Origin of the sequence: Oceanirhabdus seepicola, from assembly GCF_023684385.1 — a bacterium.
Lineage (GTDB): Bacteria > Bacillota > Clostridia > Clostridiales > Clostridiaceae > Oceanirhabdus > Oceanirhabdus seepicola.
On record NZ_JAGSOJ010000001.1, the window covers coordinates 134,639 to 157,887 of the forward strand.

General features: G+C 29.6%; 25 protein-coding genes and 1 pseudogene. 8 read left to right on the forward strand and 18 right to left on the reverse strand.

Annotation, left to right across the window (positions count from 1 at the left end; translation table 11 throughout):
• Nucleotides 1-9: 9 nt before the first annotated feature.
• The gene (locus KDK92_RS00695) at nucleotides 10-1,398 is read right to left on the reverse strand and encodes an RsiV family protein (protein ID WP_250857097.1); all 1,389 of its coding nucleotides are present in this window, start codon (nucleotides 1,396-1,398) and stop codon (nucleotides 10-12) included.
• Nucleotides 1,399-1,866: 468 nt separating this feature from the next.
• Between KDK92_RS00695 and KDK92_RS24360 the strand changes: the two are divergent.
• The 3 genes and pseudogenes from KDK92_RS24360 to KDK92_RS00705 all read left to right on the forward strand — a co-directional run.
• A pseudogene (locus KDK92_RS24360) lies at nucleotides 1,867-1,976 on the forward strand (transposase); the annotation flags it as partial.
• Between the two features lie 20 nt (nucleotides 1,977-1,996).
• Entirely contained in the window at nucleotides 1,997-3,094 is a 1,098-nt protein-coding gene (gene tnpB / locus KDK92_RS00700) for an IS200/IS605 family element RNA-guided endonuclease TnpB (RefSeq protein ID WP_338115230.1), read from the forward strand.
• 263 nt (nucleotides 3,095-3,357) lie between these two features.
• The gene (locus KDK92_RS00705) at nucleotides 3,358-3,561 is read left to right on the forward strand and encodes a hypothetical protein (protein ID WP_250857098.1); all 204 of its coding nucleotides are present in this window, start codon (nucleotides 3,358-3,360) and stop codon (nucleotides 3,559-3,561) included.
• A gap of 197 nt (nucleotides 3,562-3,758) precedes the next feature.
• Here KDK92_RS00705 and KDK92_RS00710 read toward each other — a convergent pair whose 3' ends face one another.
• The 9 genes from KDK92_RS00710 to KDK92_RS00750 form a co-directional block, all read right to left on the reverse strand.
• Nucleotides 3,759-4,577, reverse strand: coding sequence for a TIM barrel protein (locus tag KDK92_RS00710; RefSeq protein WP_250857099.1), 819 nt, complete (start codon nucleotides 4,575-4,577; stop codon nucleotides 3,759-3,761).
• 101 nt (nucleotides 4,578-4,678) lie between these two features.
• Entirely contained in the window at nucleotides 4,679-5,155 is a 477-nt protein-coding gene (locus tag KDK92_RS00715; protein WP_250857100.1) for an HIT family protein, read from the reverse strand.
• 368 nt (nucleotides 5,156-5,523) lie between these two features.
• Entirely contained in the window at nucleotides 5,524-6,906 is a 1,383-nt protein-coding gene (locus tag KDK92_RS00720; RefSeq protein WP_250857101.1) for an MATE family efflux transporter, read from the reverse strand.
• Nucleotides 6,881-7,351 (reverse strand): MarR family winged helix-turn-helix transcriptional regulator, encoded by a 471-nt coding sequence (locus KDK92_RS00725; protein WP_250857102.1) that lies wholly within the window; start codon nucleotides 7,349-7,351, stop codon nucleotides 6,881-6,883. The genes KDK92_RS00720 and KDK92_RS00725 overlap by 26 nt, the downstream gene beginning before the upstream one ends.
• 64 nt (nucleotides 7,352-7,415) lie before the next feature.
• Complete coding sequence (locus KDK92_RS00730; protein WP_250857103.1) at nucleotides 7,416-8,522, reverse strand: 4Fe-4S binding protein; 1,107 nt, start codon at nucleotides 8,520-8,522, stop codon at nucleotides 7,416-7,418.
• A gap of 169 nt (nucleotides 8,523-8,691) precedes the next feature.
• Nucleotides 8,692-9,174 carry an LURP-one-related/scramblase family protein gene (locus tag KDK92_RS00735; RefSeq protein ID WP_250857104.1) on the reverse strand — a complete coding sequence of 161 codons (483 nt, stop codon included), beginning with the start codon at nucleotides 9,172-9,174 and terminating at the stop codon, nucleotides 8,692-8,694.
• Nucleotides 9,175-9,351: 177 nt separating this feature from the next.
• A complete protein-coding gene (locus tag KDK92_RS00740; RefSeq protein ID WP_250857105.1) occupies nucleotides 9,352-9,762 on the reverse strand; it encodes a 4Fe-4S binding protein in 411 nt (136 codons plus the stop codon).
• Complete coding sequence (locus KDK92_RS00745) at nucleotides 9,759-11,684, reverse strand: aldehyde ferredoxin oxidoreductase family protein (RefSeq protein WP_250857106.1); 1,926 nt, start codon at nucleotides 11,682-11,684, stop codon at nucleotides 9,759-9,761. Before KDK92_RS00745 ends, KDK92_RS00740 begins: the two co-directional genes overlap by 4 nt.
• A gap of 43 nt (nucleotides 11,685-11,727) precedes the next feature.
• Nucleotides 11,728-12,129, reverse strand: coding sequence for a bacteriohemerythrin (locus KDK92_RS00750; RefSeq protein WP_250857107.1), 402 nt, complete (start codon nucleotides 12,127-12,129; stop codon nucleotides 11,728-11,730).
• Nucleotides 12,130-12,444: 315 nt separating this feature from the next.
• Between KDK92_RS00750 and KDK92_RS00755 the strand changes: the two genes are divergently transcribed.
• From KDK92_RS00755 to thrC, 5 genes are read left to right on the forward strand one after another with little or no spacing between them, the layout of a single operon-like run.
• Nucleotides 12,445-13,080 (forward strand): helix-turn-helix transcriptional regulator, encoded by a 636-nt coding sequence (locus KDK92_RS00755; protein ID WP_250857108.1) that lies wholly within the window; start codon nucleotides 12,445-12,447, stop codon nucleotides 13,078-13,080.
• 23 nt (nucleotides 13,081-13,103) lie between these two features.
• Nucleotides 13,104-13,487, forward strand: coding sequence for a RidA family protein (locus tag KDK92_RS00760; protein WP_250857109.1), 384 nt, complete (start codon nucleotides 13,104-13,106; stop codon nucleotides 13,485-13,487).
• A gap of 12 nt (nucleotides 13,488-13,499) precedes the next feature.
• A complete protein-coding gene (locus tag KDK92_RS24365; protein ID WP_276575847.1) occupies nucleotides 13,500-13,622 on the forward strand; it encodes a hypothetical protein in 123 nt (40 codons plus the stop codon).
• Between the two features lie 26 nt (nucleotides 13,623-13,648).
• Complete coding sequence (locus KDK92_RS00765; RefSeq protein WP_338115238.1) at nucleotides 13,649-14,398, forward strand: acetamidase/formamidase family protein; 750 nt, start codon at nucleotides 13,649-13,651, stop codon at nucleotides 14,396-14,398.
• Nucleotides 14,399-14,410: 12 nt separating this feature from the next.
• On the forward strand, nucleotides 14,411-15,532 hold the full coding sequence (gene thrC, locus KDK92_RS00770; protein ID WP_250857111.1) for a threonine synthase: 1,122 nt from the start codon (nucleotides 14,411-14,413) through the stop codon (nucleotides 15,530-15,532).
• Nucleotides 15,533-15,618: 86 nt separating this feature from the next.
• Here thrC and KDK92_RS00775 read toward each other — a convergent pair whose 3' ends face one another.
• From KDK92_RS00775 to KDK92_RS00810, 8 genes are all read right to left on the reverse strand, one after another.
• Nucleotides 15,619-16,104 carry a UPF0158 family protein gene (locus KDK92_RS00775; RefSeq protein WP_250857112.1) on the reverse strand — a complete coding sequence of 162 codons (486 nt, stop codon included), beginning with the start codon at nucleotides 16,102-16,104 and terminating at the stop codon, nucleotides 15,619-15,621.
• Nucleotides 16,105-16,120: 16 nt separating this feature from the next.
• Nucleotides 16,121-16,678 carry a flavodoxin family protein gene (locus tag KDK92_RS00780; protein ID WP_250857113.1) on the reverse strand — a complete coding sequence of 186 codons (558 nt, stop codon included), beginning with the start codon at nucleotides 16,676-16,678 and terminating at the stop codon, nucleotides 16,121-16,123.
• A gap of 40 nt (nucleotides 16,679-16,718) precedes the next feature.
• Complete coding sequence (locus tag KDK92_RS00785; RefSeq protein ID WP_250857114.1) at nucleotides 16,719-17,624, reverse strand: ketopantoate reductase family protein; 906 nt, start codon at nucleotides 17,622-17,624, stop codon at nucleotides 16,719-16,721.
• A gap of 12 nt (nucleotides 17,625-17,636) precedes the next feature.
• Nucleotides 17,637-17,828, reverse strand: coding sequence for a YwbE family protein (locus tag KDK92_RS00790; RefSeq protein ID WP_250857115.1), 192 nt, complete (start codon nucleotides 17,826-17,828; stop codon nucleotides 17,637-17,639).
• A 253-nt stretch (nucleotides 17,829-18,081) separates the two neighbouring features.
• Nucleotides 18,082-19,887 carry a S41 family peptidase gene (locus KDK92_RS00795; RefSeq protein ID WP_250857116.1) on the reverse strand — a complete coding sequence of 602 codons (1,806 nt, stop codon included), beginning with the start codon at nucleotides 19,885-19,887 and terminating at the stop codon, nucleotides 18,082-18,084.
• A 459-nt stretch (nucleotides 19,888-20,346) separates the two neighbouring features.
• A complete protein-coding gene (locus KDK92_RS00800; protein ID WP_250857117.1) occupies nucleotides 20,347-21,036 on the reverse strand; it encodes a response regulator transcription factor in 690 nt (229 codons plus the stop codon).
• Entirely contained in the window at nucleotides 21,029-22,510 is a 1,482-nt protein-coding gene (locus KDK92_RS00805; protein ID WP_250857118.1) for a HAMP domain-containing sensor histidine kinase, read from the reverse strand. The genes KDK92_RS00800 and KDK92_RS00805 overlap by 8 nt, the downstream gene beginning before the upstream one ends.
• 3 nt (nucleotides 22,511-22,513) lie before the next feature.
• Nucleotides 22,514-23,248 carry an ABC transporter permease gene (locus tag KDK92_RS00810; protein WP_250857119.1) on the reverse strand — a complete coding sequence of 245 codons (735 nt, stop codon included), beginning with the start codon at nucleotides 23,246-23,248 and terminating at the stop codon, nucleotides 22,514-22,516.
• Between the last annotated feature and the right edge of the window lies 1 nt (nucleotide 23,249).

Consider the following 23,249-nt stretch of genomic DNA (forward strand, 5'->3'; position numbering starts at 1 on the left):
TTAGGATATTTACCTTAATATATCCTCTATCTCTTCTATAGGTATTTCCATGAAAAGAGGACCAATTGCATGTGGTGTATAAATACCTTCTTGATAATATATAACTAAACTACTATCTGTTAGATAAAATCCTTGTTCTTCTTCTATGCCTTTAAATTCTTCAAAAACTTCAAATTCCAATTCCTTTACCTTTTCATTTAGAATTGAATTTAATATATTTTTATAATCTATATCTTCTCTAAATAGCTCCTTTAGCTCTAACATTCCTGCATAACTCATATTAAATGTTAACCCTTCTATATATGTGCTTGGAAATGCTGCTCCCTCCATCATTAATGAATGCACGAAGTACATACTTAAAATTTCATTTGTCTTCTTAGTAATTGTATAATCTACATTTAATGTTTCCTTATAAGTTTCGTCTTCATATTCAGTAAGTTCATCTAAAATACCTGCTTTATAACTAATATGACTATTAACCACGACTTCAACTTCTTCAGTTTCTTCTGTTTCTTTTGTTTCTTCATATTCTAGATATTCTATTATAGGGTAATTAATAATAACTTCACTATTTTTGTTCTTTGCTATATATGTTTCCTCAATTATATTATACCTTAATTCCTCATATACAAATTCTTCATATTCTCTATTATCAAGATATGATTTTATACACTTTATTCCATCCTTATTCCACTCGAAAGGCTCGTAAAAAAAGTCATTCTCACCTTCCATAACCACAACTCGATTCATTTCATTAGTAGAATTAAAATAATATATCATTAAATCTGTAGTCCCATCCAATTCAATAGGAACTATAGTTTCTTTATTATTTGGAACAGCAAAAGCAATTTTTTCCGAATCTTCACACCAAACGGGTCCGCTAGTGTTAACTATTTTATCATGTATTAAGTTGAATTTATTTATTATTATTGTTTCAAATATATTAGAAGTTCCATCATTAACTGTTACCCATACATCATTAGGAGCCCATGATATTTCATATAGATTTCCTTTTAATCCTTCAACCTTTGTTTCTTTTTCTAAAGTTATATCCCTTATATATAGTTCTTTTTGAAAATCTTCTATTTCCTTTAAATAAGCTATTTTTGTTCTAGTATTTGACCATGTTATTTCAGATACATTTTCATCTTGTTCTAGACGTGTCTGAATATCAAGTACTTCTTTATCTTTATCATTTTCCTTTATATTTTCTTTATTACTTTTATCTTGTGAATTATTACTATCTTGAGACTTTTCACTGTTCTCTGTATTATTTATGCTGCTAGTGTTATTCCCCTTCCCTGTAACATTTGATACTTTTTCTTTTGCACATCCTGAAAACATTATTGTAAGAACCATTACACCACATAAAAATAAAGGCAAAATCTTTCTTTTCATTATTTCTCCCTTCTTTATATTATTAAAATTAATTCACTTTACATATTTAATATATTTCAAAGTGTCTTTTTTTGTTATCCACCAAAAGTATGGAATATAAATATATTCCAGTATCACTTTGATTAAGTCTCAGCTCCTCTATAATAAAGCTTTTGTAAAACATGACCATAATTCATATTTTCTTCTTTATATATACTGCTAATAATAAGATATTCTATAATCGATTATAATTACCAATTAAATTCATTCCAACTTGAAATTGAAAAAGTATCTAGCCCAAACAGTTAGATACTTCATAAAATACATATTGAATTTTCATCAAACAAAATCACGGAACAAAAATTTAACGTAGCTAGCAGAAGTCGCCCATCTTCTATAAGTGGGAGATGAATACGTTAAAAACTTTCTTTCATTATTTTTTTGTATCAAAACATAATCAGTAGTAAATAATATAAATGGGTGATAAAAATGAAATTAGACATGATAATCATTCAGTATTCTTATTACAGTATCATCTTATATTAGTTGTAAAATACAGAAGAGAAGTAATAAAGAAATATATTCAAAATCAAGGCAAAAGATAAAGGTGGTGAAAGTAGTGAAAATCAATAAGGCATATAAATTTAGAATATATCCAAGTGAAAATCAAATCAACGTAATTGAGAATTCTTTTGGCTGTTCAAGATTTGTATATAACCATTTCTTAAATCAAAGAAATGAAGTATATAAGGATAAGAAAATATGTGTGAAATATACGGAACAACAAAATCAACTACCAAGTATGAAAAAAGAGTTTGTATGGCTTAAAGAAGTTGATAGTACATCACTACAAATGTCACTAAGAAATCTTGACACTGCCTTCAAGAATTTCTTTGAAGGTAGAGCAGATAGACCAAAATTCAAAAGCAGAAGAAATAACTATAAAACTTATACAAGTAATTTTGTAAATAACAATATTGATATAAAAAAAGATAAAATCAAATTTCCTAAGTTGAAATGGATTAAAGCAAAAGTGCATAGATACTTTCACGGTAGAATAATAAATGGCACAATTTCTAAAACTCCAAGTGGTAAATATTTCGTATCTATATGTGTTGAAACAGAAATAGAACCTTTAGAGAAAGTAACTGAAAATATTGGACTAGATTTAGGGCTAAGCTATTTTGCGACATTATCTAATGGTGAAAAGATAGAAAACCCAAAGTATCTAAAAAAGTCATTAAATAAATTAACAAGAGAACAAAGGAAACTAAGCAGTAAACAACAAGGTAGTAATAACTTTCATAAACAAAGGGTAAAAGTTGCTAAATTATATGAACGTGTGGCTAATCAAAGAATAGACTTTATTCATAAATTATCTAAAAGAATTATAAGCGAAAACCAAGTTATAGTTCTTGAAGATTTAGCAGTTAAAAATATGATGAAGAATGATAAATTAGCACAAAGTATTTCAGATGTATGTTGGCATAAATTTATTACTATGCTTGAGTATAAAGCAAAATGGTGTGGAAGAAAACTTCATAAAATAGATAGATGGTATCCATCATCAAAGACTTGCAATGAATGTGACTATATTATGGAAGATATAACACTCCATATAAGAGAATGGAAATGTCCTCAATGCGGTAGCATTCATGATAGAGACATAAATGCTAGTAAAAATATACTGAGACAAGGATTATTAGATATAGCATAAAAATAAGAACCGTAGGTCTTACGGGGATAGCCTGTGGAGAAAGTAGGGATAACAGTCTAAATGACAGTTACGAAATCTGTGAAGCAGGAAAAGTTCTTGGATATACCAAGAAGCCCCCACTTCAGCGTGAGCAAGTGGAGGGAGAGTTCACCTATTATTTCATAGATTATACTTTTAGAAACTGGAGAAACTGGAGAAACTAATATTATAATAGTGAAACCATATATTAAATTTATAAAATCCATAAAGGAGATGTATACTAAATGCCTATACCTACTGGGTCAAATGATAATTACTCACATAAGACACTTAATAAACCTAATAATCCTAATTTTGATAGTTCTTTTGATTCAATTGCATCAAATACTGTTTCCAAAAATGTACCCTTAAGCAATTTAAATGAAAAATTCATACGACAAGAAAAAATAAATGAAAAAATGAAAGAAACTTTGAATAATATAACTTAATAATTGTTTAAAAATTTATACGATATTACTATGTTTTCCATCTTCAGAATTTCAGGTGTTGAAAAAGCTCAAGATCAAGGAACAAGGGGAACGAGCAGCAGAGTGTACAAGTAGTACTCGAGCAGCGCAGAGAGCCTTAGTGACGCCGAGATTGAGTTTTTTCAACGCCTGACCACCTGCTTTAGTAGGTGGTTGTTTTAATCACTAATAAGAAATCTTACCCATTCATACCCTTCATTCACTAAGTCCTTACTTGGATTTGTATGTGGTGTATGCTCAAAAACAAAAGACACATCTTCACATTGTGATAAGGATCTAATTATTTTTTCAATTTTATAATTGCTTATTTCATACTTTTGAGTTGGATGGACAGGTACCCAAATATACTTATTTCCCTGGTAATATACATTATGTAAATGAACCACTTTCACAAATTCTTTCCACTTCAGTAAATAGTTAAAAATTTCTTCACCAGTTGCAATAATATAGTCACCTATATCTATACACAATTTTATATTATATTTTCCCCATATTCCCTTAGGAAAATTATGAAGATAATTTATTCCTGCTGCAGAACGGTTTAATCCAAGTTTAGGTTCACAAATGAGTTCAATAGAGTATTTATTTTGTATGTCACTTAATTTTCTCAAGCCTTCTTCTATTAATTCATTAGCGTTCCCTGTTATTTCATCTTTGAAATATGGAAAATGAACTAGCAGATAATCTGCACCTAAAGAGGACATCTTCTCTGCCTCTAATTCTAACTGTTCCCAAGCAAATTCCGAATCATATTGTACTCTCTCAATTAAATCGTATTTACTTCCATTTCGCATTAAAGGGGAATGTATTCCAAAGCTAATCTGTTTTTCTCTACATTGTTTTATAAAATCATTTAAGGCTTTTTCATCATAAAATTCTCCAATTTCAATATGATCAATTCCCTCCCAAAATAATTCTGAATAATGTTCTGGATTAGATAAAATCACACTACCAGAAACACCTAATTTATGTGCCATTTCAATCCCCTTTCTCATAAGTACTTATTTTTATGTAAGCGTTGTATGCTAATACTAAAATATTCACCTAAAGTAAGAGGCAGATTTTTTAGTCAGCCTCTTTAAATCATAGTTAACTTATCTAGCTCATTTCTCATTTTATTTACAAACTCTTCATACTCACCTTCTTTATATATGGCTTGACTTTTCTGATTGTAATCAATTGCCTTCCCCGGAAAAGGATCATCCATATATCTAGGGTAAAGATGCATATGAAGATGTGGTACAGTATTCCCATGTATTTCATAATTTATTTTCACAGCATTAGTCACTTTTTTCAATACCTTTGCATACAATTGAACATCCTTCATGAACCCAAGTAGCTCCTCATCAGATAAATCATATAACTCTATTCCATGATACTTAGCAATTACATGACATGCTCCCTTTATACATTCCACAGGTTCTGAATTAAGCCATGAATGTGGTAACTCATATAGATCTATCATACCTTCAGGCATAGGTTCAGCATTACATACTGCACAATTCTGTTTTTTTGTTAATCCTATCCATTTCTCAAAGTCATTATGAAAACTCATAAACTCACCTCTTAGATAATATTAATTAACTTATTAATCTCCTATTCTACGGATTAAACTTTTCCAACTGGCGCTAAGTATAAAGCAATTTCAGACATTCAGGTAGAATCTGTTTATTTTATTATTTTCGTAACTTGGCATTTACTCCTCCTTCTATAAACAACATATATTTCATAATTTTTACTATGTTTCATTATATTTAAAGTTACTTTTATTATACCATGTAATTTATTAACTATGAATAAACGAAAAAGCAACTAATCATAATGATTAGTTGCTCTATTATCTAGGCAAGTTCAAATAAATAACAAGTCAGTATACTCGTCTATTTTGCATCTTTGACTTATTATTTATTTTCACATGCCTTACTAAGCTACTGATTTATTCTTATCATCCCAAATAGATAATTTTGAAGTATATATCTTTTTAAAGAAACTAAGAACTACTATTAATCCAATTACTTCTGCTATTACAAATGATATCCACACTGCATCAAGCCCTACAAATTTACCTAACAAAAATGCAGCTGGTAGTAATACAATTATCTGTCTTATAAATGAAACAATCATACTTATATATGCATCTCCCATTCCTTGAAATGCGGATCCTAGTACTATTGATAGTGCCGCAAGTGGGTACCCAATGCTAATTGTTCTAAATGCAACTACTCCTATTGCTGTCATTTCCTCAGTGCTGTTAAAAATAGTTAATAACTGCGCTGGGAATATTTGAAATATTATCATTCCAATGGACATAAAAGATACTGCTGCAATTGCCGCTACTTTTATAGTCTTCATTATACGCCCCTTATTCTTTGCTCCAAAGTTAAATCCTATAATTGGCATAGTCCCTTGTGATAAACCAAATATCGGCATAAATACAAATGATTGAAGTTTAAAATATACTCCTAGAACAGCAACTGGAGTTTCACCAAATCCTGCTAATATCTTATTAAGGCCTATAAGCATAACTGACCCTAATGCTTGCATTAATGCTACCGGAAGGCCTACTATTAATATTTGTTTTGTAATAGTTTTAGAATATTTAAAGCTCTTTAAATCAAGTTTTAATTGATTGTCTCCTCTAAATAATACAAAAAGAATAAAACTCATGGAAGAAACTTGCCCAATAATTGTGGCAATTGCCGCTCCTTTTACGCCCATTGCAGGAAGTCCAAACCATCCAAATATTAAGACTGGATCAAGAGCTATATTTATTATGGCTCCTATTACTTGTGCAATCATCGGTTTAATCATATCCCCACTACCTTGTAGGATACTCATTCCAGCTTGTGCAAATAAACTACCAAATGAAAATACCATTATTATTCTTAAATAATCTGATCCAAAACCTATTATTTCTGCATTATCTGTGAATAATCCAAAGAATATATTTGACACTATTAGTCCAATAATAACTAACATTACATAAAGTATGCTACTTATTAAAAATCCATGTTCTGCTGCAAGGGTAGCTGATTTAATATCTTTCTCACCTATTTTCCTAGATACAAGTGAGCTAACTCCTACCCCCAGACCTACAAAACATGCAATAATTATAAGTTGAATAGGAAATGCTAATGATACAGCGGTTAATGCGTTTTCACCTATCCTTGCCACGAACATGCTGTCTACAATATTATATAATGCTTGTACCATCATTGCCAATATAGCTGGTAATGACATTTTTAATATTAATTTTGGTATAGGCATTGCACCCATTCTATTAGCTTTTGCGTTTTCCACTTTCATAATTCTCCTTCATTTCTTTTGATTTTAATTGTGCTCGTTTATTAATTTTCTCTATAGTTCCGTTAAGGAGTAACAGCTCTTCTTCTGTCAAAAATTCCATAAGTGATTTATCCCATTCTTTTAACAAATCAAAAATTACTGGTTTAATTTCATCCATTTTGTTTGTAAGATAAAGTTCATATGCTCTTTTATCCTTTGGATTTACTCGTCGCTCTATGTATCCTAACTCAACAAGACTCTTAACAACTCTAGCCATTACACTTTTATCATAATTTAGTACTTCAATAAGTTGCTCTTGATTTACCCCATCGTTTCCATATAAAACAAGCAGAACCACCCCTTGTGAAGCAGTTAGCCCATAAGGTTTTAATCCATAATTGAAGTAAATTTTAAAATGCTTAGTTATATTTGACATATTCCTTCCAACATACTGATTAAATTTCATAACAGACCCCCCTCAGTGACTAAAGTATTAATTACTTTGTCACTAATATTTAGTATATCCAAAACTAGTTACAAGAACAATCAGTTGTGGTTTCTTTCTTTGCATATATCTTTCTAGTTATGCTAGTAGAATATTTCAAATTATCTTTTGGACAAATATCAACACAATGTCCACATCCAACACAATTAATATGACTTAATGCTTCACCTTTTAGTGCTTTTTCACTAATACATATAGACATATCACATTCTCTATCACATAAACCACAATTAATACATTCTGTTAAATCAGTTTCAATTCTTTGCCCTGATAATTTTGAGACCAAACCAAGAATTGTTCCTGCAGGACAATAATAACAATATCCACGGCCATTTAATGTCACATACGCTAATTGCATAAGTATAATATCAAAAGTCATATACTTTATCATTTCCATTTGTCGTAATGTTTCAAATGAAACTACTTCAATTCCCCCAAAAACATCTATGGCCATTAGTCCCATAATTCCAAATGCAAATAATATCATGAACACCTTTAAAATATTTAATAATTTGAGTGTTAAATTACTAAATCCTGATCTACTATTCTTTTTCTTAATTAATGGTAATGCCAAAGAAAAACTTTCTGCATGTCCTCCTGCATAAGGACATATCATACTGCAGTGAAATCTCCGTCCGTAAATTAAAGTTCCAAGCAATACTACTCCCTGATATACAACATACATGATTAAAAGAATATTAACAGTATGACTTTGTATACTACTTGAGAAGAAATGTCCATCTTTTAATAACTGAATAGGCATGCTAGACCATGAAAATGGCATAACTGCTATTGCTACATCTGCAATTCCAGTTATTAGTGGCATTATTACGAAAATAATTAGCATAAAGCTTGAAAAAGTAATCAATGATACAAATCGCATCTTTGATCCTTTATTTCTATTCTTCAAAAGTTTAAATGTTATGTAACTTGATATGATTATTATAACTGTTCTAAAGATATTCTCATACATTAAATATATTGTTCTTACTATATGAGCAAGTTGTACATTTTCTGATTTTCCCAAGGCTCCATTCATTCCACCAATTACAAATCCAGTGATTATAAATATTACAACTATAACTTTTAACAGCTTTAATAATGAATTTTTACTTTTTTCCTTTGTTTTCATTATGCACCTCTTAAATTGATATTGAATTTAGTTGCAAAAACAACTACTTCCCTAATTTAACATGTTTTAGTTGTTTTTGCAACTATATTTTAGTACTTAAAAACTGCAAAAGTAGATATGTTTAATTATCTATACTCTTGCAGTTTATATTTATGTTAGTTGTACTCTATTATTTATTATTACCATCATGAAGTGTCTGGTCAATAACAATAATTAAGGCCAAAATAAATCCATAATCTTCACTATTCATTACATCAACTCCATAAGTATCTGAAAAACTAAAAAATCTTTTAGATACATCAGCAACTACACGTCCATTCTTTATAACTGAAAAATTATGATTAAAAGGTTCACCTTCAATATCAAATTCTCCATATACACTATCTATAATAAATTTGGATCCAAAGAAGGTGAATTTCTTCTTAACTCTTGCAACATCATTTCCCTGAGAAAAAATTGTGTATTCTGGCAACATTTTAAATAACTTCTGCTCAATATAGAATAACTCTTGCCCATTCATGTTGTACAAATGAAGCTTATTTCCTAAGCTAAAAACTTTACCCTTAACCACGAAAACATCATTTCCCTGTTCATCTGTAATTGTAAAATCATCGCCGAAACTAAATACCTTTTCTCTAACTTGAAATATCATATATACACCTCACCACATCTATTTTTCTTTCTTTATATTATCAATACTATCCCTTTTATTTAATTCATACTATTATTTATATTTTACCTATATAATATATATTCCTCACCGTGAAAAAGCACCTAACTTCAGAAGTTAGGTGCCACACAATACATATTTTTCATTTCAAAACCCATGCTAGTTTTTTAACTGAATTGCATTAACCCCGCAAACACTAACACAAGCACCACAGCTGATGCATTTTTTAGGTTCAACAAGAAAAGGTTTATAAACTAAATCATTCTCATCTTGGCTTTTCATTTCTATACAATTTTCAATACACATTTCTTTACACACACCGCATGAATAGCATTTATTGTAATCAAATACTGGTTTTGGCCATTCAGATTGTTTAATTTTCATACATGTCTCATTGTTAGAATTCAAGATTGCTGAAGTTGGACATACTTTTCCACAGACACCGCATTCAATGCATTTATCTGAGTTTATTGAATGTTTCTCTTTTAAATTACCTTTTATTGCATTAACAGGACATTTTTTAGCACATAATGTACAGCCTATGCATTTATCTGTAATTGAATAACTCATTGAACCACCTCTTCTCTGAAACCTTCTATTTTTAATCTTTTTAAGGTTTTAGTAGTCGGTATACCTTCTACACTCCATCCTCTTGTTTTATAATACTTGTCCTTTAATAATTCCAAAGGAACCTTCGATTTTGGATTGCTTTCATCTTGTAAAACATGTGTTAATCGTTTAGGTAAAGAGTCATCAGCTCTCTTTAACCCTCTCCTAATATTGAATAATCGTTCAATATTATATCCTCTTTCTCCAATATAACTTAATTTACCGAAACTCATTTTCATTCCTGTTACTAATTCCAATGCTTTTGTATGTTGAAGCATTGGGAGGTGTATATTTAATTTTTTTTCTTTATTCTTATTAAGCATATCTACAACCTTAGCGGTAACCTTTATAGTCATAGCTTTATTTGCAATCTTTGTTATACCACGGTTTCTATGAGTAACAAAGTGTCCAGGTATCATAAAGAACATAGTAAATAAACAACTTCCTGCTGCTGACCCAGACTCCAAAGCATTTTGTAACAAAGCAGTCAGTTCAGCTTTATTCACAGTTGAGTACTTATCTATATTCATTGCAAGATTCTCCATCAATATGGAATAACCAGCATTAAGATGGCATCCGCCTCTATTAGAAACAGCATATCCAAGTCCTAAACCAACAGAAGAACGCGGTTCATATGCAGATAATTCCATTCCCTTTGACTGAATTGCAAATTCTTCCCCTCCGTATTTCTCCATTAAAAACTTGCTTCCATTTGCTAAATCATCACCAATTCCTCTTCTATAAGCAATATCTTCAAATACTTTTATCATGCCATCTATTTTCCCAAATTCTAATCCATTGTCCCATAAACCCTTTTCATTTAATTCCATAGCAAAAGCTATAGTACCACCTAATGAGATTGTATCCATCCCGAGTTCATCCAGCTCATAATTCATCTCTATAATTTTTTGCATATCATGATTATTCCAATTAGGTCCCAGTAAACCTAATGTTTCAAGTTCAGGCCCCTTAATCCTTTTTCCATCATATTCCACCACTCTAGAACATTTGATTGGACATGTAACACATCCCTTGTTAGTGACAAGATATTTTTCAGTTAAAGTTTCGCCACTAATATCTTTATAATGCTCATATTGGCCATAGGTAAAATTCTTAGTTGCTAGGGAGTGTTCTTTATTCATGATACTAGCAAACCCTGCTGTTCCATATTTAGGTAGTTGCTGTCCTGTTAAAGGATGTTTTTGTAAATTTCTAATCCATTTATTATTAAATTCATTGACCTTTTCAGGATTTTTACTCTTAACAATATTTTTACCACTTATTGCTATCCCCTTAAGATTTTTATATCCAAGCACTGCACCTAATCCAGCTCTACCTGCCGCTCTTTCCCCACTAAATATAGCAGCATAGTTTACAAGATTCTCTCCTGCAGGACCTATAACCACTTTCCCAAAATCTTTTGGTAAAGCCTCTTGAGTATCTATCACCTTTTTACCCCATAAGGAATCAGCAGAATTAAACTTAACGTCATCATTAAATATTTCTAGCCAAACTTTTTCATCTGACTTACCTGTAATAATTAATGCATCATACCCAGCCTTTTTTGTATGCAATCCAAATGTTCCCCCACAATTAGATGAAGCAATTAGATTCGTTGCTGGTGATACCGATGAAATATTGAATCGGCTAGAGGATGGCGCCCCTGTTCCAGTCAAAGGACCAGTTGAGATTACAACCACATTCTCATCAGATAATGGTTCTACTTCTGGAGGAACAAGATCATATAGGATCTTTGCCGCCATAATTTTTCCCCCTAGATACATTTCCCTTTCTTCATCTGAAAATGGGTATTCTTCAGAAGTCTTATTAGTTAAATCGATTTTTAAAACCTTTCCCATATAACCACCTAGATTACTCTTCAAACCGTATCACCTTCCCATCTTTTTTTGAAAATCTATTCTTCAATTATTTTTCCACTATCATTAAATCTTTCTCTATAATATGTTCAGTCAACCACTTAGCAATAAAATTTAATATTTCCATTATATATTCATCCTGATTATGATCAATCTTACTTATGTCCACATTATTTATTTTCCCAATAAATTCTGCATGATCAATTTTCTGGCTGAACATTTTTTTATAGTTTATACTTTCCATATATTCTTCTTCATCTTTAAAATGGATTATTGTATAACTTTTCAATTCTTCAATTATTCCTACTATTTTATCGTACTTATCATTACTATATGTATTCTTTAATAACTGATATGCTCTATCCCCAATTTCAAAAAGCTTTGCATGCTGCTCATCAATATGAGCTATTCCTAACTTGTACTCTTCTTTCATTTCGAATAATTTACTCATCTTACAAATCCCACTTTCCTTGTTATTAATTATAATTCAGCTCAAAATCATCTTATTTTGTCATTTTTTTATCATACTTCTATTATATCATGAATGTTTTTTTTGGCATAATTATTTAAGTAAGTGTTTTTATTTGGTATTATTGTATATGCAGCATAGCAGTTATATATAATTTTTTATATGTTTTTATAAATATCATTGACTTTTATATAACTTTTTATATAATTATAGATATAAACGTTTTATTTATATTAATTTCATATATTTTTTTATACTTAATGTTTATTTTTTTATAAAACAAAAGGAAGTGATTACTTGATTCATATTAATAAAGAATTAGAAAAATATATTCCTATAGCCAATTTAACAGCAAAAACTTTTGGTAAAAACTGTGAAGTAGTAATTCATGATTTATCAATTCCTCAGAATTCAGTAGTTTATGCTGTTAATAATCATGTAACAGGTAGAAAGGTTGGTCAGTCCTTTGATCATCTAGTAAAACAAGTTTTACTATCTAAAAATTTTCAAGGTGATTATGCTGCAAATTACAAAACTACTACTGAAGATGGACGAGAAATAAAATCCTCTACATCACTTATTAGAAATTATAAGGGTGAAGTAATTGGAGCTTTCTGTATAAATTATGATTTAGAACCCGTAAAAAACATGAAGGATTTTTTAGATGAATTTCTATATGTAGAACAAGAAGAAGTTGAAAAAGAAGTGAGCCCATTTGACAATGTGATGGATATCGTTGATGACCTAATAGATAAAATAGTAGGAAATGTAGATATTTATAGCTTAAAAAGAAAAGATAAAATTGCACTAATTAAGTTTATGGATGCTAAAGGTATATTTTTGATAAAGGGCGCTATTGAAAAAGTAGCTCTGAAACTAAACATTTCTAAAGTAACTGTATACAGCTATTTAGATGAACTCAAGAAAAAATAATATATAGATAAGGAGAACTAACTGTGAAATATATATCCACAGATAATGCTTTAAAACCTTCCGGGCACTACTCCCAGGCAATAGTCCATAATAATTTAGTATTTATATCTGGTCAATTAGCTGTTGATTCAAATACTGGTGAGAAAAAATTTGGCACTATAGAAGAAGAAACTAATTTAGTTCTAAAAAATATAGATTTAATTCTCAAGGAAGCTGGCAGTGATAAAAATCATGTTTTAAAAACAACTATATATATTCCAGATATGTCTTTATGGGATAAGGTAAATAGAATCTATAGTGATTTTTTTAAGAATCATAAACCTGCAAGAGCAATCGTCCCTACAAGAGAATTACATTTTGACTTTAAAATTGAAATTGAAGTTATTGCAGCAATTAAAAAAAATTAATGGGGTGATTATATGAAACGTATTAAAAGAGGAAATTCCATATTTACTATGTCTAAATCTCATAAACCAGTTGAAAAAATATATTCAGGAGAAACAATTATTTTTGAAACTTATGACTGTTATAATACCAGATAAAAAGTGAAGATCAATTATTTAGTACTATAAAAAAAGAGTTAAATAATCCTGCTACTGGACCATTGTATATAGAAGAAGCAGAAGTTGGTGATACTTTAAAAATTGAAATTATCGGTATTAAAGTTAACAATAAAGGAGTTATGGCTGCACGCCCTAATAACGGAGTATTAGGAGAATTCTTTGATACACCAAAATCAAAGATTATACCCATAAAAGATAATAAGGCCATTTTCAATAAAAAAATTCATATTCCTATAAATCCTATGATTGGAGTAATTGGAACAGCTCCCCAAAATGAAGAAATTCAAACAACCGTTCCTGATATGCACGGTGGAAACTTAGATTGTAAAAGAATAGTAACAGGTTCTACAGTATTTTTACCTGTAAATGTTAAAGGCGGACTTTTATCTATAGGAGATTTGCATGCTGTTATGAGCGATGGTGAAATAGTTATATGTGGATTAGAAGTTGACGGAGAAGTTATAGTTAAAGTTCATGTAATAAAAGATAAACATTTTCCATTACCGATGGTAGTTCATGGAGAACATATTATGACTATTTCATCTAGAAAAACTTTAGATGAAGCTGCTAAGCAAGCAACAATAAACATGCATAAATTTCTAATCAATGAACTTAAAATGGATGTTCATGATGCAGGAATGCTTCTATCTTTAGTAGGCGAGCTAAAAATATGCCAGATTGTTGATCCATTAATGACTGCTCGTATGGAGTTTCCTATATCTATTTTAGATAAATACAACTATAAAATAGTTTAAAGGAGAATTGTTATGTGTATAAACTATATATGTACTGAGTGCGGAAAAAAATATGATCCTAAAACACTAGTTTTCAGATGTGACTGTGGTGGTTTATTTAACCTTGAAAAACCTGATTTAAAATTTTCAAATGAAGATATATTAAACAATGAATGGAGTTTATTTAGATATATTAAAACTCTTCCTTTTAATAATGATTTTGACCTATGGAAAGATATCACCATGGGCGAAGGGTTAACACCTATTGTACCACTAGAAAAGAAAAATCCCAATTTATTAGTGAAAGTTGATTATTCTATGCCTACTTTATCCTTTAAAGATAGAGGTGCTGCAGTATTAATTGCCAAGGCTAAGGAACTTGGAGTAAATAAGGTTATTCAGGACAGTAGTGGAAATGCAGGCACTTCCATAGCAGCTTATGCAAGTAGAGCAGGAATAGAATGCGATATTTATGTTCCTGAGGGAACCTCTTCTAAAAAAATCAAACAAATTTCTTCCCATGGTGCAAACGTTCATATAGTTAAAGGAACTAGAGAAGACACTGCATCGGCAGCCTTAAATGCAGTAGAAAATGGAGAAGGTTTTTATGCCAGCCATGTTTATAACCCATTTTTCTATGAAGGCACGAAAACCTATGCCTATGAAATTTATGAGCAATTAGGTGGAGAAATGCCACAAGCTGTAGTAATTCCAGTAGGAAATGGTACTTTACTATTAGGTTGTTATTATGGATTCAAGGAATTATTTAATTTAGGTTTAATAGAAAAAATACCAAAAATCATTGCAGTTCAAGCTGAGGATTGCGCCCCAATATACAAGGCTTTTAATGAAGGAAAACAATCTGTTAATGAGGTTACAAACGCAGGAACTTTAGCTGAAGGAATCGCCATTGCTAAGCCAATGAGAGGAAAACAAATATTAGAAGCTGTTAGAGCTACAAAAGGAGAAATCATTACAGCTCCAGAAAATAAAATTATTGAAACAAGAAAATACCTAGCTGAAAAAGGATTTTATGTAGAACCCACTACTGCAGCAACCTTTGCAGGATTCTTTAATTATTATAATGAAAATAATCATAAATTAACTGGTAAAATACTACTTCCTCTATGTGGGGCTGGATTAAAAAAAGATTAGTATACTAAGAATGTCTTTACTAGATATAATTTTAAAAAACTCTAATAGATAGTTTTCTATTAGAGTTTTTTCAAAGGATTTAATTTCTACAAAATGTACTCTATATTATTTCTTTCACACCATTCTATAACTTTCTCAACAAACTTATTATCTAAATACTCATACCACTCATTATAAATACCCTTATCATAGATAATATTTTTGAAATTACGTAAAGGACTGTCTCCATTAATAGCTGAGCTTAACTCTTCCCTCATCTTATTCTCTTTATATGAAAAACAAAACTCTTTCATAATATCATATTCATTGATTTCATTCTCAGTAGGAATATCCTTATAGTCTTCACTATTCTTAACAATATCCTCTGTTGTTTTAAAATCCGCTTCTTCCCATTCTTTAATACCCTCAGGTTTTTCTCCATTCTCAACCATTTTTATAAATTTTGTTGGTACAGAGACAATTTCTCCTGTTTTTATATTAATAAATATATTATATGGCTCAAACTCCTCCAACTCTCCAGTACTTAATTCTATACAATCTTTTAATTCTTTAATACTAACCTTGTTACTCATGCTTTCAGTATCTCCTCTATTTATTTAATTCATTTAATCTTAATGCAAATTCACGAGCTTTGCTCAAAGCTTCAGTATGTTCTTTTGCAGGTATTTTATTGGTTTTTAAAGACGAAACCGTTCCAATTGATTCTGCATTCATTTGTCTAAAAATGATATTTGCACTCCTTATTCCTAGCTCTGGACTCCCATCTCCCCCACCAGTAATGAGAAGAGCGCCCTTTTTTCTTTTGAGTTGAAAATAACTATCTTTTTTTAAGCATCTTGAAACAAAAAAGCATTGCAGCCTACTGGCAAAACTTAATAGTTTACCTGTAAGTTGAGAAAAATAAATAGGAGAAGCTATGATTACATTATCAACTTCATTAAGTAATCTATATACTTTCTGCATCTCATCATTAATTGCACACCCATTATTTTCCCAACAGTATCTGCAATCAATGCAAGGACTAATATTATCATAATATGTATTTATAATTTCTACTTCCCCATTAAGGTACTTTTTCATTTCATTAATTAAAGTCATTGTATCTCCGTTTTTCCTGGGAGAACCGTTAATAATTAACGTTTTCATATAAACCCCACCCTCACATAAAAATTATTTTCAACTATTACTATTCATACATACCCTCAATTGTTTTTATCATATTAAATAACATTTTATTAACTGGTGTAGGAATATTGTATTTTCTCCCTAGTTCACATAGTCTTCCTGAAAGCATATCTACTTCTGTAATTCTCTTGCTCTCTACATCTTGTAACATTGAGGTTTTTCCTGTTGGAGCTAACTTCATTATCATATCAAAAGCTTTCTCTATATCTTGTTCACCTAAATCAACACCCATTACATTTGCAATTTTAATTACTTCCTTCATAGCATCTTTAGCTAAATCTCTAGCATAATCAGATTTTTGGTACACCTCATAAGGAGCTTTTAACACTGCTGTAGTCTGATTGAGACCGATATTAAGCATATATTTCCACCACATATCTCTAAGAATATTATGAGATAGATCATAAGCTATCTGAGCTTGATTAAAAATTGTTACTAATATATCTGTGTTTTTTGTACTTCTTCCATCTTTCTCACCGAAAACAATCTTTCCTTTATTTGAATGATTTACTACATTACCTGATTTTGTTGAATCTCCATTTGCTACAAATGAATAAAGTAAATTATCATAACCAAATTTATTTGCAATTATATCTTCACTATCAATACCATTTAATAATGATAGTATTATTGTATTTTTTCCTATTATTCCATCCAACTGTTCTATTGCATCTCTCAAATCATTATATTTCACAGATATTATTACTAGGTCTGCAATATCCTTATATTCTTCTTTTGTAACATATTTAAAATCATATCTTTTTTTATTAACAATAAAACCATCTTTTATGTATCTTTCTTTTCTCTTTTTATCACAAATAACAGTAAAATCATAGCCAGCATCGACGAATTGTGAAGCAAATGTTGCACCTATTGCCCCTAAGCCTAAAAATAAAACTTTTTTCATTTTTTAGTCTCCTTATACTATCTCTTTAACTCTCCCAACAATTCCACCCTCAAGCATAACTTTAATTCCATGATGATGGCTAGCTGAATTAGTTAGAATTTTCATAACAACACCTTCTGTTAACTTTCCTGAACGTTGATCTTGTTTTTGTACTACTCTTACTTTTGAACCTATTTTAATGTTTGCTCTTTTAGTTCCATCCATTATATTATTCCTCTTTCTTACTAGATATTTTTTTATTAGACTTTCTTAATCAATGAAATTATAATAACCTTTAATTTCATGTAAATCAAGGAATTCCACATTATATTTTAAAATATAACTATGGTGTCTTCTCAAAAACGGTCAGTTGATATAAAATAGGCTGTGTTTAAAAATAATCTTGATATTATGGTACTTCAAAGGGAACCTATTGAGGTTCCCTTGTTTTTTTTTACAAATATTTAATTAAAATAAGTTATTCATTAATCAATTCTATAGCCTTTTCAAGAAGTTCATCTCTTCCTTCTCTGATTCCTTTAATAGTTGGTTTAATTTTAATATCTGGAACGATTCCAATTCTTTGAGTTTCTTCTCCATCAGGATAATAAATACCTATACCAGAAATTGTAGTAAAAACTTTTCCAGGTAGAATTATATGGGATACATTCCCATCTGCGCCAGCTGTATTATCTCCAATTACAGTTGCATTAGGAGCAACTCTTAAAGCCATAGTTGTATACTCAGGTTGACTAATAGCTTTCTCATTTATAATTATTATTACTTTACCTTTATAATGTTCTTTACCCATACCTCCAACGGTTAAAGTTTCAGTGAATGAAAACTCACCGGGACGTTTTAAGCTACCACTAGTAATTTTAACAAACTCTGTTGGTTTAGAGATAAGGTAGTTCCCTAAACTAAATACAATGAAATCAGATGGATAACAACGCAGGTCTATAACTAATCCCTTGGTGTTCATAAATTCTTTCATGATATCATGAATTTCACCACTCTCTAATGCACCTGAGTAAATATATCCAATATTATCACCTATTATTTTATGAGAATCTTTTTTGCTTTTTACTGAAAATTGAGCTAAAGTAATGCAGTTTACTTTTTCAACAATAGTAGTCCCTTCTCTTTCAACAGTAATTTCTACAGACTCTTTATTTGTTATAGATAGATACTTACTCAGTATAAAATTAGGATGAATTAGACTTGATGGCTTTAAGTATTTTGTTCGTTCTTCAATTATAATTGATATATCTTTATCATCTATTTGTGTAATTATATCACCAACTTTAAGTTTTGAATCTTTTAGGAAATTCTCTTTTATTTCTGTAATAATAACTTTATCCTGAACAAAGTCTAGTGTTAGAGGAATTGCATTAGAACCAAAAAAATCTGGTAATCCCCAAGTGGATGTTTCTATAGGACCAGCATGGCCATCTTGTAATTTTCCTATTATTTCAGTAAGTGTAAGCATATATGTTTCTTCATCTTTACACTTAATTATCTTAGGTATGTATTCTTCTAAAATCTCATCCCAGTTTTCATCCATCATATATTTATATGGAAAAAAATATTCAATCATATTCCAATATCTAAAAAGGCTTAAAAGAAGGTATCCACTATCTGTGTAATCTAAATCAGGATATTCCAATTCATTTTTAAAGACTGGATTTCCAATACGATAAGCTAAACTTATGTAGTGATTGGTTGTAGGTCTTTTGGCTTTTTCAATATCTGTCAGTTGTTTTATTAAATCTTTGCTTAAAAACTTCTCATCTTTTATCCATTGAGTATTAGGTGATAATTTGATGTTATCTTTATCAGTATTTGTAGTTTCAGTCTCAAATTCTTTTATTTCTCCCAATGTATTAATCCATTGGGATAGGGCTTTATCTGCTGCAGCATTTGTATCAGCATCAAGTATTACAGGAATAATTTCAAATAATTCATTATCGTATTTTAATTTTCCTTTTGCTATTTCAGGATGATAATACTTAAGGAACCCCCAAATTTTACCTAGCTTGTATAAATTCTTAGTTTGGATTTCTGTTAGATTTTTAATTTCAATTTTCTTAGAGTTCTCAGAGTTGGTGGTTTCTTGTGTTTTTTTACTGGAGTCTTCTTTTTCTTTAGAGTTTTCAGCGCTATTTATTACTTGTGTGTTTTTAATCACTTCATCTTTTGAAGTTTTTTTATTAGCACATCCTGTACTAATAAGTATTATTGTTGCAATTAAGGCAAAGAGTAAAACTATTTTTTTGTTCTTCATTTTGCATGTCCTTTCATACTGGATTTTGATAGTGTCTAATATAGCAACAAAAACTGTTCCAATTTTTTTAAGGGGTCAGATACCTTACAAAATTTGAAAGTTTCACTTGTAATTTTTGTTACTTTTATAACTTTCTCTAAATCACTAATGTTAACAGGTTTATCAAAATCTAGAACTTTTATTTAGCACACTTCCTATTAATTATACTTAATTTTGTAACTTTTTTCAAATTTCTACAATTATATGTATTTCGACTCTACACTTAGCATAACGAGATCTCCGTAATCATTTATATAATATTACTATACCCTTAGTGTATAGAGATTCCAACTCAAATTTTAATTTATACGTGTCCATAACTCGTTGATACGTCGAGATTTTGGAACAAGTATAAATTAATTTTCGTACTGGATTCTCTATAAGTGAATTTTCAATTTCAACATTATTTTTAAACACAGCCTAAATTTTGAATCTATAACCAACTCCCCATATAGTTTCTATATATTGAGGATTTGATGTGTCTTTTTCAATTTTATCGCGTATTTTTCCAATATGAACGGTTACTGTTGCAATATCTCCGTAATTATCCATACCCCATACTCGATCAAATAAAATGTCCTTACTGAATACTCTATCTGGATTTTTAGCTAAAAATAAAAGAAGATCATATTCTTTTGTTGTTAAGATTATTTCTTTTTCATTAACTGTAACACGCCTAGCCTCTAAATTTATATTTAATCCTCTAATTGACAGCTCTTTTGGTTCATTTCTCTCTTCAACAAGTCTATTATATCTAGAAATATGAGCTTTAACTCTAGCAACAAGTTCATTAGGACTAAAGGGCTTTGTTATATAATCATCCGCCCCAAGACCTAATCCTCTAATTTTATCAATGTCCTCTCCCCTTGCAGAAACCATTAATAGAGGTACATTACTTTCTTCTCTAACCTTCTTGCAAATCTCAAAGCCATTAATATCAGGCAGCATAATATCAAGAATAATCAAATCATATTTATTTATAAGAGCATTATTTAAACCTTCCGTTCCTGTATGCTCCATTTGAACCTTATAACCGTTTATCTCTAAATAATCTTTTTCAAGCTCAGCAATACTTATTTCATCCTCAATAATCAATATTTTCTCATTCATGACTTTCTCCTTCATTCACAACTTTTGACAATGTAAAGCATATACTAGTTCCTTCTTCTAACACACTTTCAGCCCATATTTCGCCTTTATGAGCCTCTACAATCTGCTTGGCAATAGCTAATCCCAGACCTGTTCCCCCAGCTTTTGTATTTCTAGCTTCATCCACTCTATAAAACTTATCAAAGATTAAAGAAAGCTGTTCTTTTTCAATTCCAATACCATTATCTTTTATTCGGATATTTATTTTTTCCTCTTCCCTTAATTCAATCATAAGAACCTTTTCATCTTTATTCATAAATTTAATAGCATTTTGTACAATATTGAAAATAACACGTTTAATTTTCTGTGAATCCATAATTACCTTCGTATTAAAATTAATATTATTATTATAATTAATAATGATATTTTGTTTTGAATATTCTAGTCTTAGTTCATTTATGCAGTCTTCCATAAATCTATATATATGGATTTCATCCATCTCAAAAGGCAATCTATTTAAATCTAATCTACTGAATAGGAATAAATCATTAATTAACTGATCCATATCCTCCGATTTATTATAAATAACTTGTAGATACTTTTCTAATTTTTCTTCACTATTTGCAACTCCATCCATTATACCTTCCACATATCCCTTAATAGAAGTAATTGGTGTTTTAAGATCATGTGAAATACTTGAAATAAGCTCTTTTCTATTCTCTTCATACTGAATTTGCTGCTCTACAGATTTTTTTAATTCACATCTCATAGTTTCAAATGATTGTATAACTCTTCCAATCTCATTATTAGACTTAGTTTTTAGTTCAAAATCCAAATTACCTTCTTTAATATTATTTGCACCTTCTTCTAGCTTTCTTAAAGGTTTAATAATATCTTTTGATAACATATAAGTTAGAGGTATTATTACAATCAATAGAATCACTAATAATAAGAACGTAAATATTTTTCCATATCCACCACGAACATTTTTAAAAACTGACATATCTATAATGAAATAATAGTTTATCACTTTATTATCATAAGTAAATTCATATTTTATAAAGTTATACATATTATTGTCATACGTAAAGGAGTTATCTTTATCTTTATTCATATAATTATATTTGTAACTCTTGTCTTCTTTTAATAGCTTATTATAAAAGTCCTTTGACAAATTTAATCCACCTACATCAATGAATTCACCGTTATATTCAACTGTTAAGAAACAAGAATATTCCTTAATTTTATCATTTACCTCTTTAATATATTCCTTATCTAAGAGCATACTAGGATTATTCTCTTCTTTTATTTTTAGCTCAACAAATAAATCAACAATTTCCACAACAACTTCGTCAGGCTTTTTATCATGAATTAAAGTACTTCCTACATCAGCAAAAAAAATAGTAATAAATGTAAATGTAGTTGTTATAAAGAGAATTGCTGATAACATCACCATAACTATATAAGTGACAATTAATTTTGTTCTAATAGACATTTTTTAAACTTCCTTCTCCTGGAATTTTAATACTCCACCAATTGTTAGTATTACATAATAGGATACCATATATACCAATAATAATCCATAATTAGGTAATAACATTTTGTCATATAATCTTATAATTGTGGTTGGTAATAAACTTCCTATATTACCCAAGAAAATACTCATAGTATTCATTCCTATATAAAGTAATATGCTTATTACTAATGTCATACTACTTGATTTGAACCACAATCCAATGAAACTAACAGCAGCTATTACTAATCCCATGGCAATTATTGCTTTTATATAGGTTAATATAATTGCTCCTATACTTGCAAAAACTCCAAAACCTCCTGTAATTAAAGCTATTAACAAACTTATACTTATCGTTGTCCCCAACATTAACACTACGTAATATAAACATCCTAGAAGTTTACTTAAATATATTGATTGTCTTGACACTGGTAGAGCATAAAGATTACTCATAGTACCATTTTCATATTCTCCTGAAATACTATCAACAGTAATCATAGTTGTGAATAAAGGTAATATAAATCCCATCATTAATCCAAGTATCCATATTGGAAATCTACTTCCATTCATTATAGTCAAATTCAACATATTTTCACCATAGAAAAATAAAATTCCTGCACCTGCTACAATAATGCTCAATATAATTAATAAGACTTTTGCTTTTCTCTTGCTTATAATCTTTTCAAATTCATTTTGTGATAATATTATAATATTTTTCATC

What these genes read in the sequence shown, in the direction of transcription:
- KDK92_RS00735 (WP_250857104.1), bottom strand. Translation starts at nt 9,174, where the DNA reads ATGATATTTCAAGTTAGAGAAAAGGTATTTAGTTTCGGCGATGATTTT.
- KDK92_RS00805 (WP_250857118.1), bottom strand. Translation starts at nt 22,510, where the DNA reads ATGTCTATTAGAACAAAATTAATTGTCACTTATATAGTTATGGTGATG.
- KDK92_RS00705 (WP_250857098.1), top strand. Translation starts at nt 3,358, where the DNA reads ATGCCTATACCTACTGGGTCAAATGATAATTACTCACATAAGACACTT.
- KDK92_RS00720 (WP_250857101.1), bottom strand. Translation starts at nt 6,906, where the DNA reads ATGAAAGTGGAAAACGCAAAAGCTAATAGAATGGGTGCAATGCCTATA.
- KDK92_RS00795 (WP_250857116.1), bottom strand. Translation starts at nt 19,887, where the DNA reads ATGAAGAACAAAAAAATAGTTTTACTCTTTGCCTTAATTGCAACAATA.
- KDK92_RS00810 (WP_250857119.1), bottom strand. Translation starts at nt 23,248, where the DNA reads ATGAAAAATATTATAATATTATCACAAAATGAATTTGAAAAGATTATA.
- KDK92_RS00740 (WP_250857105.1), bottom strand. Translation starts at nt 9,762, where the DNA reads ATGAGTTATTCAATTACAGATAAATGCATAGGCTGTACATTATGTGCT.
- KDK92_RS00750 (WP_250857107.1), bottom strand. Translation starts at nt 12,129, where the DNA reads ATGAGTAAATTATTCGAAATGAAAGAAGAGTACAAGTTAGGAATAGCT.
- KDK92_RS00800 (WP_250857117.1), bottom strand. Translation starts at nt 21,036, where the DNA reads ATGAATGAGAAAATATTGATTATTGAGGATGAAATAAGTATTGCTGAG.
- KDK92_RS00775 (WP_250857112.1), bottom strand. Translation starts at nt 16,104, where the DNA reads ATGAGTAACAAGGTTAGTATTAAAGAATTAAAAGATTGTATAGAATTA.
- thrC (WP_250857111.1), top strand. Translation starts at nt 14,411, where the DNA reads ATGTGTATAAACTATATATGTACTGAGTGCGGAAAAAAATATGATCCT.
- KDK92_RS00710 (WP_250857099.1), bottom strand. Translation starts at nt 4,577, where the DNA reads ATGGCACATAAATTAGGTGTTTCTGGTAGTGTGATTTTATCTAATCCA.
- KDK92_RS00730 (WP_250857103.1), bottom strand. Translation starts at nt 8,522, where the DNA reads ATGAAAACAAAGGAAAAAAGTAAAAATTCATTATTAAAGCTGTTAAAA.
- KDK92_RS00695 (WP_250857097.1), bottom strand. Translation starts at nt 1,398, where the DNA reads ATGAAAAGAAAGATTTTGCCTTTATTTTTATGTGGTGTAATGGTTCTT.
- KDK92_RS00785 (WP_250857114.1), bottom strand. Translation starts at nt 17,624, where the DNA reads ATGAAAAAAGTTTTATTTTTAGGCTTAGGGGCAATAGGTGCAACATTT.
- KDK92_RS24365 (WP_276575847.1), top strand. Translation starts at nt 13,500, where the DNA reads ATGAAACGTATTAAAAGAGGAAATTCCATATTTACTATGTCTAAATCT.
- KDK92_RS00715 (WP_250857100.1), bottom strand. Translation starts at nt 5,155, where the DNA reads ATGAGTTTTCATAATGACTTTGAGAAATGGATAGGATTAACAAAAAAA.
- KDK92_RS00790 (WP_250857115.1), bottom strand. Translation starts at nt 17,828, where the DNA reads ATGGATGGAACTAAAAGAGCAAACATTAAAATAGGTTCAAAAGTAAGA.
- KDK92_RS00725 (WP_250857102.1), bottom strand. Translation starts at nt 7,351, where the DNA reads ATGAAATTTAATCAGTATGTTGGAAGGAATATGTCAAATATAACTAAG.
- KDK92_RS00780 (WP_250857113.1), bottom strand. Translation starts at nt 16,678, where the DNA reads ATGAAAACGTTAATTATTAACGGTTCTCCCAGGAAAAACGGAGATACA.